Below are 12,264 nucleotides of genomic sequence, written 5' to 3'. Positions count from 1 at the left end.
GGCGGGCATCTGCCGCCTCATGCGAATCATGTGCCCAAAAACATTGCGAAATCGCCGACGTCGCTTTACCCCCTTGTCGGAAGATGCCGGGTTTGGGGATCCGAGCGTCGCGACTGGGACGGGAAAAGGGGCAGGCTTGTGCGAACAAGGCTCGCGATCAGGACACACGCGCTCATCGAGCGTTTCTTTCCGGAACGACGGCTGTTTCTCAGATCCGAAGACGACACAAGGTTCATCCGGCTCAGGCCGGAGACCCAGGCAGCGGCCTATCTCGGCGGCACGCTCGTCGTCTCATGGACGATCATCGCCACCGCCATCCTGCTGATGGACAGCATCAGCGCCGGCAATTTCCGCGACCAGGCGCGCCGCGACCAGGTGACCTACCAGCGTCGCCTGAACGAGCTTTCCTCCGAACGCGACGCCCGCGCGGCCGAGGCGCTTGCAGCGCAGGAACGCTTCAACTCGGCGCTCGCGCAGGTCTCGCGGATGCAGTCCCGGCTGCTGGATTCGGAAACCCAGCGCCGCGAGCTCGAAACCGGCATCGACATCATCCAGGCCACGCTGCGCGACACGATGCGCGCGCGCGAGAAGCTGGGCACCCGGCTCGCGGCGCTCGAGGCGCAGGTCGCAGGCGGCGCGCAGGTCGCCGGCGGCGAGGGCGAGGCCTCGGGCACGATGGACCTTCTGGCCGACGCGCTGGCGCGGACCGCCGAGGAACGTGACAAGGTTGTCGCCGACGCGCAGGACGCCCTTATCCGCGCCGACGAGATGGCGACCGAGATCCGCCTGATGGAAGAGAAGAACGACATGATCTTCCGTCAGCTCGAAGAGGCCATGACGGTTTCGGTCAAGCCGCTCGACAAGATGTTCGAGGCGGCGGGCATGGACCCCGACGACATCATCAACGAGGTGCGTCGCGGCTACTCGGGCCAGGGCGGCCCGCTGACCCCCCTCACCTTCTCGACCCGTGGCGAGGAGCCCTCGCCCGAGATGGAACGCGCCAACCGCATCCTGGGCGAGATGGACCGGCTGAACCTCTACCGGATCGCGGCGCAGAAAGCGCCCTTCGCGGTGCCCATCAAGGACCCGTTCCGGTTCACCAGCGGCTTCGGTCGCCGCTGGGGCCGCCTGCACGCAGGCACCGATTTCGCCGCGCCGCACGGCACGCCGATCTATTCCACGGCCGATGGCGTCGTGACGCACGCGGGATGGATGTCGGGCTACGGCAGGCTCGTGAAGATAAAGCACGAATTCGGCATCGAGACGCGCTACGCACACAACTCGAAACTCTATGTAAAGGTCGGCCAAAGGGTCTCGCGCGGGGACAAGATTGCTGCTATGGGAAATACAGGACGGTCTACCGGCACCCACCTGCACTACGAGGTCCGTGTCGGCGGGGAACCCGTCAACCCCATGATCTACATCAAGGCTGCAAACGATGTTTTCTAAGAGCAAGATCAACGAGCCCGGCCCCAAGGCCGAGGACAACGCCGCGCCGAAGTCCGCCGCGCCCGAGGCGGCGCCGCAGCGCCAGCCCGCCGGCGACTACAAGGCCGCGTCCGCGTCCAAGCCCAAGCCGGCGGCCTCGGTTCTGTCGAGCGATCTGCACATCACGGGCAACCTCAAGACCACCGGCGACATCCAGGTCGAGGGCACGGTCGAGGGCGACATCCGCGCCCACCTGCTGACCATCGGCGAGACGGCCACGATCAAGGGTGAGGTCATCGCCGACGACGTGGTGGTGAACGGCCGCATCGTGGGCCGCGTGCGAGGCCTCAAGGTCCGCCTGACCGCGACCGCGCGGGTCGAGGGTGACATCATCCACAAGACCATCGCCATAGAGAGCGGTGCGCATTTCGAAGGCTCGGTGCAGCGCCAGGACGACCCGCTGTCGGCCAAGGACAAGCAGCCGCAGCCTGTGCACCAGCAGCAGCCGAAGCAGCAGCAGAAGCCGGCACCGCAGCCCGCCGGCGCTGGCGGTAACGGCGAGACCGGCTGAACCGGCCGCTCCAGTCAGACCGAACGATGAAACGCCGGGCCTCGCGCCCGGCGTTTTCGCGTTATGCGGGAGCGCCAGACCCTCAGATCAGGAAATCGTCCGCGGTCAGGTCCATGATGCCCGTCAGCTCGATCTCGAAGTCTGCGGCGCCGTCGCCGTCGAAATCCGCCTGCACGATGGTGTTGCCGCTCTCGTGCCGATACCCGAGCTGGCCGGCGGACGAGAAGGCGGCGTCGCCGATGAAGTCGAAGGCCTGCTTGCCGTGCTGCGTGGTGTCGGCATCAAAGCGGCTGATCTCGATCCGGTCCTCGTCTGTCGCGAAGTCAGTGATCACATCGCGATTGTCCGAGCCAACGCCTGAATCGCTCTCGCGGAAGTAAATGTAGCGGTCCGGTCGGCCGAAGCCGGGGCGGTCGCCGCCGGTCATCGTGTCGGCGCCGGAATTCCCGTAGAGCTTGTCTCCGCCGCCTTCGCCGATCAGCCGGTCGTCGCCCGCGCGGCCGTAGAGCCTGTCCCAGCCTTCGCCGCCGAAAAGGTAGTTGCCCCGGTCGTCGCCGCGCAGGTCGTCCGAGAAGGCGCTGCCGTTGAGGTTCTCGAGATTGGCATAGGTGTCGCCCTGCGGCTGGCCGTAGTCGTAGAAGCGCAGAAAGGCCGCGCCGCGCTGGTCGGTCTCGATGTCGGCGAAGGCGCGTCCGTCGACAGCGGAGAAATCCAGCGTGTCGCGCCCGGCACCGCCGTCGAAATGCTGCGCGCCCGGTGCATCGAAGAGCGTGTCGTTTCCAGATGTTCCCTCTTCGAGCGGGCCCCGGGTCAGGGCCTCGAGATCGCCGAGTGTTAGCAAGGCGTCCCTGAAGGCAAAGCTCTCGACCGAGACAAAGACGTCTGTTCCGTCCGACGAAACGACCGTCACCTCATCCTCGGAATAGGTCACAGAGATCTGGTTCGAATCTGCATCGATTTCCGCACGGTCCTGCCCGGCACCACCGACATGCAGATCATCGCCGGAGCCGCCGACAAGCAGATCGTCGCCCGCAGCACCGTCCAGAGTGTCGTTCTGATCCGATCCTCCAAGAGTGTCGTCCCCGTCGCCTCCGACCAGCCTGTCATTTCCGCTGCCACCGTTGACATTGTCGCTTCCGGCATGGCCCACGAAGGTGTCATCGCCGCCGGCCATGCCGATAAAGGGAAGCGTGTCATCCCCATCGACCACCGAGCCTGCGCCGGACAGGTCCAGCATATCGCCGCCATCCGTACCAACGCGCGCTCCGTCTTCGAGATCCACGACCTCGATGCCGTCGTGCGCGGCAATGACAAGGTACTCGATTTCACCAAGATCGACCCGCAGCGTGTCGCTACCGGCGCCGCCAATGAACCTGTCGGCGGCTGTAATGACGTTATAGACGCCGATCTCAATCAGGTCGTCGCCCGCTCCCCCGTCGATCGTGTCATCGCCGCCTTCGTCGGTCAGCGTGTCGTCGCCGCCATCGCCTCCGTGCAAGCTGTCGTTTCCGGTTCCGCCCGCGACACTGTCGCTGCCGGAATGGCCCACGAAGGTGTCGTCCCCCCCGGCCATGCCGACGAAAGCCAGCGTGTCGTCGCCGTTTATCACCGACCCAGCACCGGACAGGTCCAGCATATCGCCGCCGTCCGTGCCGATGTCCGTCAGCCCGTTATCGATATCCACGACCTCAATGCCGTCGTCCTCGGCAATTACGAGATGCTCGGCATCGCTGCGGTTGATCCGCAACGTGTCGTTGCCGGCCCCGCCTTCAAGGACATCATCGGCAGTGATCGTCTCCCAGGCCGAGGTCTCCAGCAGGTCGTTGCCATCGCCGCCGAGAATTGTGTTGTCGCCGTTTTCGACGGTCAGCGTATCGTTTCCGCCGCCCCCGACCAGACTGTCGTCGCCTTCCTCACCTTGTAGGAGGTCGGCGCCGTCACCGCCTTCGAGGGTGTCGCCCCCGTCCCCTCCAGTCAGGGTGTCATCGCCCGCTCCACCGTCGAGGCTGTCGTGCCCGCCGCCTCCCGTCAGGATGTCGTCGCCAAGGCCGCCGATCAGCACGTCTTGCCCGTTGTTGCCCCTCAGCTCGTCGCCATCGCCCCCGCCGATGAGGATGTCGTTGCCGTCGTCGCCGATGAGCACGTCAGCATCGGCGCCACCATCCATGGAGTCGTCCCCGGGACCGCCCCTCAGGAGGTCATAGCCAAGGCCGCCGATCAGGGTGTCGTCCCCGCCGTTGCCGATTAAGTCATCATCACCGGTACCGCCATCTATGAAGTCGTTCCCGCCCCGACCCCGGAGGTTATCGCCTGCACCGTTTCCATAGATCGTGTCCGCGCCGGCGGTACCGGCAATGAAATCAGTGTCTCCGTCGCCCGTGAATGTCGGCATACTCGATACCCTCTCTGAACTGGTCATATTGACGTGACATGGACACAGTTAATCCGCACCGGCCTGTCCCCATCGCAAAAGGATTACTTCAGCTTGCGATTCTGTAAACCATTCACTCCCCAGAACGGCTGGCTTCCTGCAAAGCGCGGGACGTCAGATGAGGAAATCGTCCGCCGTCAGATCCATCGTGCCGGTCAGCTCGATCTCGAAGTCGGCAGCGCCGTCTCCGTCGAAGTCGGCCTGCACGATGGTGTTGCCCTCCTCGTAGCGGTAGCCAAGCTGCCCGGCCGCGGAGAAGCCCGCGTTGCCGATCCAGTCGAAAGCCTGCTTGAAGCCCTGGGTCGTGTCGGCGTCGAAGCGGGACAGCTCGATGCGGTCCTCGCCGGCGACGAAGTCGGTGATCACGTCGCGGTTGCCTGCGCCCGTGCCCGATTCCTGCGTCTGGAAGTAGATGTAGCGATCGCGCCGGCCGACGTCGTCGCCACCGGTCATGGTGTCGGTCCCGAGGTTGCCGTAGAGCGCGTCTGCCCCGGACCCGCCCATGAGCACGTCGTCGCCCGCCCGGCCGTAAAGCCTGTCCGAGACGCCGCCGCCCTCCAGCACGTTGACGCCCGCGTCGCCGCGCAGGTTGTCGGCGGAAGCGCTGCCGATGGCGTTCTCGACATTCGCATAGGTGTCGCCCTCGGCCGCGCCCACGTCGTAGAAGCGCGCGAAGTCGCGGCCGCCGACGTCGGACTGGAAGTCGAGCAGTACCCGCCCGGCCGAGGCCGAGTAGTCCACCGTGTCGATCCCGCCCAGACCGTCGAACGCCTGCGCGCCGGGCGCGTCCGGCAGCGTGTCGTTGCCCTCGGTCGCCACCGGCGTTCCACCCGCCAGCGCCTCGACCTGGGCCAGAGTCAGGATCGTATCGGTGAAGGCGAAGCTCTCGATCGAGCGGAAGCTGTCCGTCCCCTCCGCCGAGATCAGGGTCAGCGTGTCGCCGGAAACCTCGATCGTGACATCCCTCGAGGCGGCACCGATCCGCGCCTGGTCGTTTCCGGCGCCGCCGAAGTACCAGTCGTCGCCGCCCGCGCCGATCAGCAGGTCGTTGCCCTCACCGCCCATGAGCGTCTCGTCCCGCGCCGAGCCGGAGAGCGTGTCGTTGCCGCCCAGGCCCATGACTGCGCCGAAGGCTCCCGTGGCGATCGCGTCGCCTGCCCCGCCGCCGACCGTCGCGCCGCCGTCCGCCAGCGTCTCGGCATCCGTCAGGTCGTCACGCCCCTCGAGGAAGGCGGTCATCGTCGACAGGTAGAGCTCGCCCGCGTGCTCGGCGCCGAAGGTGTTGGTCTGGAAGTCCACCACCGTCCCGTCGAGCGTCACCTGGTCGAAGCGCACGGCATCCGCGATGCGCGCGTTGCCCTGCAGCTGGTCGGTGATGAGGTAGCCCGACAGCAGGTCCGGATTCGGAACGATGTCCTCGGTATTGGCGAAGTTCAGGTGATCGTCGGGTCGCGCGAAGGTGCCGTCGGCCTGCGGCGTGGGAAGCGCGGCGGCGCCCAGCCCCAGCGCCGCGCCCAGCTCGGCGATGACACCGTCGGCAAGTCCGGCCGAAGCGATGGAGACCACCGAGACCGAGAGCTCGGCCTCCCATTGCGGCTTGAGAAACAGGCTGAAGAGATCGGCCATGGACCCGCCCAGCGAGCCGCCGGTCACCACGACGCGGCCCAGCCCCTCGTCCCGGGCATAGGCCAGCGCGGCCTCGAAGAAGGGCAGCAGCATCATGAAATAGGCGCTCTGACCGTCGGCGGTGAAGGCCTGCCCGCCCATGGCCGCATCGACGATATTGTCGGTGCCCCGGATCGCCAGGTAGAGCGTGTCGGTATCCCCGGCGCCCGAGCCGTCGGAGACGAAGGCCACCGCCTCGGCCGGTTTCGCATCGGCGAAGGGCCGGAAGGTCTCGACCGTGGTGCCGGTCGTGGGCCTTCCCAGGATCGCCGTCGCGAAGGCATCGCGCAACTCGCCATCCGTGGCGAAGAGATCGCTGACGAAAATCGAGCCGCCCTGGAACACGTTGCCGCTGTCGAAGACATCGTCGGATCCTGCGGGCAGGAAGGCGCTAAGGTCCACCGATTGCAGGCCGTCCGCCGTGTCGACACCGAGGTTCGACAGGTAGCTGTCCTGAGGGTCGGAACTGTAGGAGGCCTGGGCGGCATAGGCCGCGACGGTGATGTCCTCGAGGGCGAGTCCGGTGGAAAGTGACATGACATGCGTTCCTTGCAGAAATGACTTTGCCCGCGCCGCTCTGACGATGGCGGCCTCCCCCGCATCGGGCCGCCCGCCACCGGACCCGGCACCGGCCTTGATGCTCCCAGCCTAGCGCCGCCGGTAGGACCTGTCTCGGGTCATGTTCAGCAATGGTCGGAACCGCTGCAGCCGCTCGCACGGCAACAGCCTCTTGCCGGCCGTTTGCGGATCTGCCGGCTCAAGCGCGTCGTGTCAGGCACCGTTCCGGGCCTTCCCTTGATGGAGGATGCACCGGCCCCTGCCCGGCTCAGGCCTCGAGTTCGGCGTCCCAGTAGAGGAAGTCCAGCCAGCTGTCGTGCAGGTGGTTGGGCGGGAACTTGCGCCCCACGTTCATCAGCTCCGACGCCCCCGGCTGGCGCGGGGTCTGGCGCAGCGACATGCCCACCTGCCGAAGCGTGCGCGAGCCCTTTCGCAGGTTGCAGGGCGCGCAGGCGGCCACGACGTTCTCCCAGCTCGTGATGCCGCCCGAGGCGCGGGGCACGACGTGGTCGAAGGTCAGGTCGCCTTTCGATCCGCAGTACTGGCAGCGGAATTCGTCCCTCAGAAAAAGATTGAAGCGCGTGAATGCCACGCGCTTCCTCGGTTTGACGTAATCTTTCAGGACGACGACGCTGGGGATCCTGATCTCCCGCGAGGGACTTCTCACCACCTCGTCGTATTCGGCGATAATGTCGACACGATCGAGGAAGGAGGCCTTCACCGCCTCCTGCCATGGCCATAGTGACAGCGGATAGTAGGACAACGGCCTGTAATCCGCGTTCAAAACCAGCGCCGGATGCTGCTTCAGCGCCGAAGGTTCCCTGACAAAATGTGTCCTGAAATCGCCATCCATGGGTGACTCGTTCCCTGCCCTGTCTGCCCGTCTGCCAAGCACCAGAGCGGGACATCCCGCCCCTGCCTGAAATCACTATATATCGCGGAAATGCTCTGGCAAGCCTCGCAACATGCAGTGGTCGCCCCGTGGATATGCGCTGCTCATGACGTGTGCATGACAGCGTTCGACGCCGGACGACGCGCTTGACGTGGGGGCAATCGCTCGGCGACACTCCAAGGGCATATCCGAGCGCGCATTGGAGGCCCGTGGTGATCGTCGAACAGTTCGAGGCCCGCTTCGGGCTGTCCGCGGAGGCCGTCATGGTCGCGGCCACGAGATAGACGATGGTCCAGTCCATCGAGGAGGCGGGCACCGTCTTCCGGTTTTCTGTCAATCTCGAGGTCGAGGACCGGGACGACCCCGTCCGGGTGGACGTGGTGTTCGAGGGCAGCGACTTCACCTTCGTCGGCGACGGACCGGACGGGATCGAGATATCGCGCTTCGACACCGACATCACGCAGGGCTTCAAGCAGGCCTTCAGCTGGATCAGCGACGCGGGCTTCAGCGGCACGGCGGGCGAGCTCGGCTACAGGCAGGAAGCGGGGCTCACCATCGTGCAGGCCGACCGTGACGGCGACCCCGCGCCGAACTTCGAGATCGCACTCTGCGGGGCGGTCGCCCTGACAGAGGGCGACTTCCTGATCTGACGCGACCATCTGCGCGGGCCGCGCTCCTGCCGAAGCGACGGAGCGGATTTGACGCGCGGCAACTGCGCCCCTAGGCAGGACAGACCATGACCGACGAGCTGCCCCCCGCCGATCCGCCACCGCACCTGCTGGAAGCCGCGGTCTACTGCACCGACCTCGACGCGGCCGAGGACTTCTACGGCCGCGTGCTGGGGCTCAAGCGACTGCTCCGGGTCAAGAACCGCCACGTCTTCTTCCGGGTCGGACCCGGCGTGCTGCTGGTCTTCAACCCGGACGAGACGGTGAAACCGCCGGGCAACCCTGACCTGCCGGTGCCCCCTCACGGAGCGCGGGGAGAGGGACACGTCTGCCTCGCCATGCCGGGGGCCGCGCTCGATCCCTGGCGGCATCGGCTCGAAGCGGCGGGCGTGGAGATCGAGGCGGATTTCGAATGGCCGAACGGGGCGCGCTCGATCTACGTCCGCGATCCCGGCGGCAATTCGGTGGAACTCGCCGACCCGGCGCTCTGGGCGCGCTAGTGGCCGAGGACACGGTCGGTCCGTGCGCCTTCGTGAAACGGCGGCTGCGTCCCACCATGGTCGCCGCTCAGATCAGCCGCGACCGCCCCGCGCTCGGCTCAGAAGCCGCACTTGTCGCGCAGAAAGGCCAGCGCCACCGACAGCCCGTCGGGGGCGATGCCGTGGGCGGTGCCCTTCATGACGTGGGCATAGACCTCTTTCCAGCCCGCGTTCTGCAGCGCCTCGGCGGCCTGCGGCAGGGACTCGGGCGGGACCACGTCGTCCTGGTCGCCATGCACGAGCAGCACCGGCGGCTTGCTCTGCGCCTCGTCCGACAGCAGCTCGGGCTCGATCAGCCGGCCGGAGAAGCCGACGATGCCCGCGACCTCGTCCTCGCGCCGGGGCGCGACATGCAACGCCATCATGGTGCCCTGCGAGAAGCCGAAAAGCGCCACCTGCTCGGGCAGCAGGTCCTCGTCGACCATGAGGGCGTCGAGGAAGGCACTCAGATCGCCGACGGCACGGGCCATGCCGGCCATGGCCTCCTCTTCCGAGGAGCCGTCGATCCAGGGGATCGGGAACCACTGGTAGCCGAAGGGCGCGCCGGCGCAGGACTCGGGCGCATCGGGCGCCACGAAGAGCGTGTCCGGCAGGTGTTCGCCCAGCGGATCGGCCAGCCCCAGCAGGTCGGCCCCGTTGGCGCCGTAGCCGTGCAGGAAGACCACGCAGGAGCGTTTCTCGCCCGAAACGGGCTCCTTGCGGCCGGCTTGCAGCACTCGGGTCATGCGATCCCCTCTCGTTGCTTCTGCACGTGGTAGTAGGCCCAGAGCGCCCGCGCCGCAACCGATCTCCACGGCCTCCAGGCCTGCGACATCTCGCGGAAGGCGCGCTCCCTGGGCCTGTCCTCGAGGTCGAAGAGCAGCCGCGCGGATTCCTGCAGCGCGAGGTCGCCCGGGGCGAAGACATCCGCCCGCCCGAGCGAGAACATGGCGTAGATCTCGGCGGTCCAGACGCCGATGCCCTTCACCGCCGTGAGGGTCTTCACCACCTCCTCGGTCGGGGCGTGGCGCAGCGCGTCGAAGTCGATCTCGGCCGAGGCGAGCGCCTGGGCGTAGGTCGCCTTCTGGCGCGAGAGGCCATGCGCGCGCAGGCCCTCCACGTCGGTGGCGAGGATCGCCTCGGGCGAGGTCATGCCCGCGGCCTCGAGGCGGCCCTGGATGGCCCGGGCCGAGGCGACGCTGACCTGCTGGCTGACGATGGCCGACAGCAGCTGCTCGAACCCGTCCGGGCGGCGGCGCAGCGGCAGCGGGCCGGTCAGCTCAAGCGCATGGGCAAAGCGCGGCTCGGCGGCGCAGAGGTGGGCGGCGCCCTCGGCCACGCAGGCGTCGGTCTCGATGATGCGTCCGGGGGTGGGGCTCGCGTCCTGTGTCATGCCCCTCACATAGAGACGGCAAAGGCGTTTCGCCACACCCATTCCCCTCTTGCGATACGTCCGCGCTCCGCATACCGCTAGGCGCCATGACCGTCCAATCCGACAGCCTCGCCAAGCGCAACGTGACCGTCCTGGTGCTCGCACAGGCGATCCTTGGTGCGCAGATGCCGATGATCTTCACCATCGCCGGGCTCGCGGGAGAATCGCTGGCCTCCAATCCCTGCTGGGCCACGCTGCCGATCTCGCTGATCGTGCTGGGCTCGATGCTCTCGGCACGGCCGCTCTCGGCCTTCATGCAGCGCTTCGGACGGCGCGCGGGCTTCATGCTGGGCACCCTCGGCGGCGCCGTCGGCGGTGCAATCGGAGCCTACGGGCTCTACGAGGCGTCCTTCCCGATCTACCTGGCGGGCAGCCTGCTGACGGGCATGTACATGTCGGCGCAGGGGTTCTACCGTTTCGCCGCCGCCGACACCGCCTCGGATTCCTTCCGGCCCAAGGCGATTTCCTACGTGATGGCGGGCGGGCTTGCCGCGGCGATCATCGGGCCGCAGCTGGTCAAGGCCACGACGGACGCCTTCGTGATCCCGTTCCTCGGAGCCTACGTGGCGGTGATCGCGGTGAACCTCGTCGGGGCGCTGCTGTTCCTCTTCCTGCGTATCCCGCCCCCGCCCCGTCCCGCGCACGACGCGCCGCGCGGGCGCAGCGCGCGCGAGCTGCTGACCACGCCGCGCATCGCGGTGGCGGTGATCTGCGCCATGGTCAGCTACGCGCTGATGAACCTCGTCATGACCTCGACGCCGCTCGCGGTCGTCGGCTGCGGCTTCGAGACCGACAACGCCGCCGACGTGGTCACCGCGCACGTGCTGGCGATGTACATCCCCTCCTTCTTCACCGGGCACCTGATCGCGCGCTGGGGCGTGGAAAAGGTCATGGGGCTGGGGCTCTTCATCCTCGCCTGCGCGGGCGGCGTTGCGATGACCGGCGTTCAGCTCGAACAGTTCTTCGGCGCGCTCATCCTGCTGGGCATCGGCTGGAACTTCGGCTTCATCGGCGCGACCACCATGCTCGCCGGTGCGCACGAGCCGCACGAGCGCGGCCGGATGCAGGGGCTGAACGACCTGCTGGTCTTCGGCGCGGTGACCTTCGCCTCGCTGACCTCGGGCGGGCTGATGAACTGCTCGGGCGGCACGGCACAGGAAGGCTGGCTGGCCGTAAACATGGCCATGGCGCCCTTCCTCGCCCTCGCGGGCGGCGCGCTGATCTGGCTCCTGCTGCGGCCCGAGAAACAACCGGCGGAATAACGCGCCGCGGCAGTTTTTGAAGACTTGAGAAAATTCCCTGGGAAGGGATCCCGCTTCAGATCCGGCCGCGGGCCGCCGCTCGCAGAAGACGTATCCGCTTGCCGAACTCCGACAGCTCTAGCTCCCCCGCGCCGACGCGCGCGGGCTCCTTCGCCGCCAGCCGCAGCACCGGGGCCGCCTGCCAGCCCGCCAGCAAGGCCGGCCGCGCCGCCTTGGGCACCGACGTCTGCCGCGCCCGCGCGAGCCGCGCCAGCCCATCACGCGCGATCGCTGCAACAGCCTCGGCCCGGCCGTCGACCAGCGGCACGCGGCCCTTGGACTCGAGCTCGGGCACCGCGCGCAGGAACTGCGCCAGGCCCGCGGCATAGCCCGCGTCCAGCGCCACCTCCTCCGGCATTCCTCCAAGGGCACGGCCGGCGGCCAGCATCAGGTGGCCCGAGGTCTCCTCGATGTAGCGGATGAAATGCGCCTCGTCCTCGAAGGCGTCGCGGTAGATGTCCCAGCGCCGCGCGCCCACCAGCCGGTCGAGCAGCCGCGCCCCCTCGGCATCGAGCACGCGCGAGAGCGGCGTCACGACCTCGTGCCGGCGCACCTGCCCGCCGGCGCCGATTTCTTCCAACGCGTCGCGCCACCACTGCAGGCGCATCTCGGCGATCATGCTCTCTTGCGTGAGCCAGGGCGCGCGGGCGATCTCGAGGTTGGCGGCATAGATGGGGAAGAGCACGGCGCGCGCCTCGACCGGCGCGGCCATTGCGGCGGCAAAACGGTCGGGGTCGCCGCGCTCCACGAGCTGGGCACAGGCGGTCAGGTCATCGTCGAATTCCATGGGGTGCACCTAA

Annotated in this window: 11 protein-coding genes; 5 read left to right on the top strand and 6 right to left on the bottom strand. The window is 67.6% G+C overall.

The window, feature by feature from the left end:
- Positions 1 to 138 precede the first annotated feature (138 nt).
- The gene (locus SALMUC_RS05665) at positions 139 to 1,449 is read left to right on the top strand and encodes a M23 family metallopeptidase (RefSeq protein WP_020041089.1); all 1,311 of its coding nucleotides are present in this window, start codon (positions 139 to 141) and stop codon (positions 1,447 to 1,449) included.
- A complete protein-coding gene (locus SALMUC_RS05660) occupies positions 1,439 to 1,999 on the top strand; it encodes a bactofilin family protein (RefSeq protein WP_020041090.1) in 561 nt (186 codons plus the stop codon). Before SALMUC_RS05665 ends, SALMUC_RS05660 begins: the two co-directional genes overlap by 11 nt.
- Before the next feature lie 82 nt (positions 2,000 to 2,081).
- On the opposite strand, the gene SALMUC_RS05655 is transcribed toward SALMUC_RS05660, so the two are convergent.
- The 3 genes from SALMUC_RS05655 to SALMUC_RS05645 form a co-directional block, all read right to left on the bottom strand.
- Positions 2,082 to 4,391: a calcium-binding protein gene (locus tag SALMUC_RS05655; RefSeq protein WP_021119878.1), complete on the bottom strand. Its 2,310-nt coding sequence runs from the start codon at positions 4,389 to 4,391 to the stop codon at positions 2,082 to 2,084.
- Between the two features lie 153 nt (positions 4,392 to 4,544).
- On the bottom strand, positions 4,545 to 6,632 hold the full coding sequence (locus SALMUC_RS05650) for a M10 family metallopeptidase C-terminal domain-containing protein (RefSeq protein WP_020041092.1): 2,088 nt from the start codon (positions 6,630 to 6,632) through the stop codon (positions 4,545 to 4,547).
- Between the two features lie 289 nt (positions 6,633 to 6,921).
- Positions 6,922 to 7,506 (bottom strand): HNH endonuclease, encoded by a 585-nt coding sequence (locus SALMUC_RS05645; RefSeq protein ID WP_021119877.1) that lies wholly within the window; start codon positions 7,504 to 7,506, stop codon positions 6,922 to 6,924.
- A gap of 326 nt (positions 7,507 to 7,832) precedes the next feature.
- Here SALMUC_RS05645 and SALMUC_RS05640 point away from each other — a divergent pair, with 326 nt between their 5' ends.
- Both SALMUC_RS05640 and SALMUC_RS05635 read left to right on the top strand, forming a co-directional pair.
- Positions 7,833 to 8,195 (top strand): hypothetical protein, encoded by a 363-nt coding sequence (locus SALMUC_RS05640; protein WP_020041095.1) that lies wholly within the window; start codon positions 7,833 to 7,835, stop codon positions 8,193 to 8,195.
- 86 nt (positions 8,196 to 8,281) lie between these two features.
- Entirely contained in the window at positions 8,282 to 8,713 is a 432-nt protein-coding gene (locus SALMUC_RS05635; RefSeq protein ID WP_020041096.1) for a VOC family protein, read from the top strand.
- A 98-nt stretch (positions 8,714 to 8,811) separates the two neighbouring features.
- Here the strand turns inward: SALMUC_RS05635 and SALMUC_RS05630 are convergent, their stop codons facing one another.
- Both SALMUC_RS05630 and SALMUC_RS05625 read right to left on the bottom strand, forming a co-directional pair.
- The gene (locus SALMUC_RS05630) at positions 8,812 to 9,477 is read right to left on the bottom strand and encodes an alpha/beta hydrolase (RefSeq protein WP_020041097.1); all 666 of its coding nucleotides are present in this window, start codon (positions 9,475 to 9,477) and stop codon (positions 8,812 to 8,814) included.
- The gene (locus SALMUC_RS05625) at positions 9,474 to 10,124 is read right to left on the bottom strand and encodes a DNA-3-methyladenine glycosylase family protein (RefSeq protein WP_021119876.1); all 651 of its coding nucleotides are present in this window, start codon (positions 10,122 to 10,124) and stop codon (positions 9,474 to 9,476) included. The genes SALMUC_RS05630 and SALMUC_RS05625 overlap by 4 nt, the downstream gene beginning before the upstream one ends.
- 86 nt (positions 10,125 to 10,210) lie before the next feature.
- On the opposite strand from SALMUC_RS05625, the gene SALMUC_RS05620 reads away from it, so the two are divergent.
- Positions 10,211 to 11,425: an MFS transporter gene (locus SALMUC_RS05620; protein WP_020041099.1), complete on the top strand. Its 1,215-nt coding sequence runs from the start codon at positions 10,211 to 10,213 to the stop codon at positions 11,423 to 11,425.
- A gap of 55 nt (positions 11,426 to 11,480) precedes the next feature.
- Here SALMUC_RS05620 and SALMUC_RS05615 read toward each other — a convergent pair whose 3' ends face one another.
- Entirely contained in the window at positions 11,481 to 12,251 is a 771-nt protein-coding gene (locus SALMUC_RS05615) for a squalene/phytoene synthase family protein (RefSeq protein WP_020041100.1), read from the bottom strand.
- Positions 12,252 to 12,264 lie beyond the last annotated feature (13 nt).

The organism is Salipiger mucosus DSM 16094, assembly GCF_000442255.1.
Taxonomy (GTDB): domain Bacteria; phylum Pseudomonadota; class Alphaproteobacteria; order Rhodobacterales; family Rhodobacteraceae; genus Salipiger; species Salipiger mucosus.
Note: the sequence above shows the minus strand (reverse complement) of the source record. Positions and strands in the feature narration are given on the sequence as shown.

Bases quoted from the DNA above. Each gene is read 5' to 3' on its own strand.
- SALMUC_RS05645 (WP_021119877.1), bottom strand. From the start codon at position 7,506: ATGGATGGCGATTTCAGGACACATTTTGTCAGGGAACCTTCGGCGCTG.
- SALMUC_RS05620 (WP_020041099.1), top strand. From the start codon at position 10,211: ATGACCGTCCAATCCGACAGCCTCGCCAAGCGCAACGTGACCGTCCTG.
- SALMUC_RS05625 (WP_021119876.1), bottom strand. From the start codon at position 10,124: ATGACACAGGACGCGAGCCCCACCCCCGGACGCATCATCGAGACCGAC.
- SALMUC_RS05630 (WP_020041097.1), bottom strand. From the start codon at position 9,477: ATGACCCGAGTGCTGCAAGCCGGCCGCAAGGAGCCCGTTTCGGGCGAG.
- SALMUC_RS05650 (WP_020041092.1), bottom strand. From the start codon at position 6,632: ATGTCACTTTCCACCGGACTCGCCCTCGAGGACATCACCGTCGCGGCC.
- SALMUC_RS05615 (WP_020041100.1), bottom strand. From the start codon at position 12,251: ATGGAATTCGACGATGACCTGACCGCCTGTGCCCAGCTCGTGGAGCGC.
- SALMUC_RS05640 (WP_020041095.1), top strand. From the start codon at position 7,833: ATGGTCCAGTCCATCGAGGAGGCGGGCACCGTCTTCCGGTTTTCTGTC.
- SALMUC_RS05660 (WP_020041090.1), top strand. From the start codon at position 1,439: ATGTTTTCTAAGAGCAAGATCAACGAGCCCGGCCCCAAGGCCGAGGAC.
- SALMUC_RS05655 (WP_021119878.1), bottom strand. From the start codon at position 4,391: ATGCCGACATTCACGGGCGACGGAGACACTGATTTCATTGCCGGTACC.
- SALMUC_RS05635 (WP_020041096.1), top strand. From the start codon at position 8,282: ATGACCGACGAGCTGCCCCCCGCCGATCCGCCACCGCACCTGCTGGAA.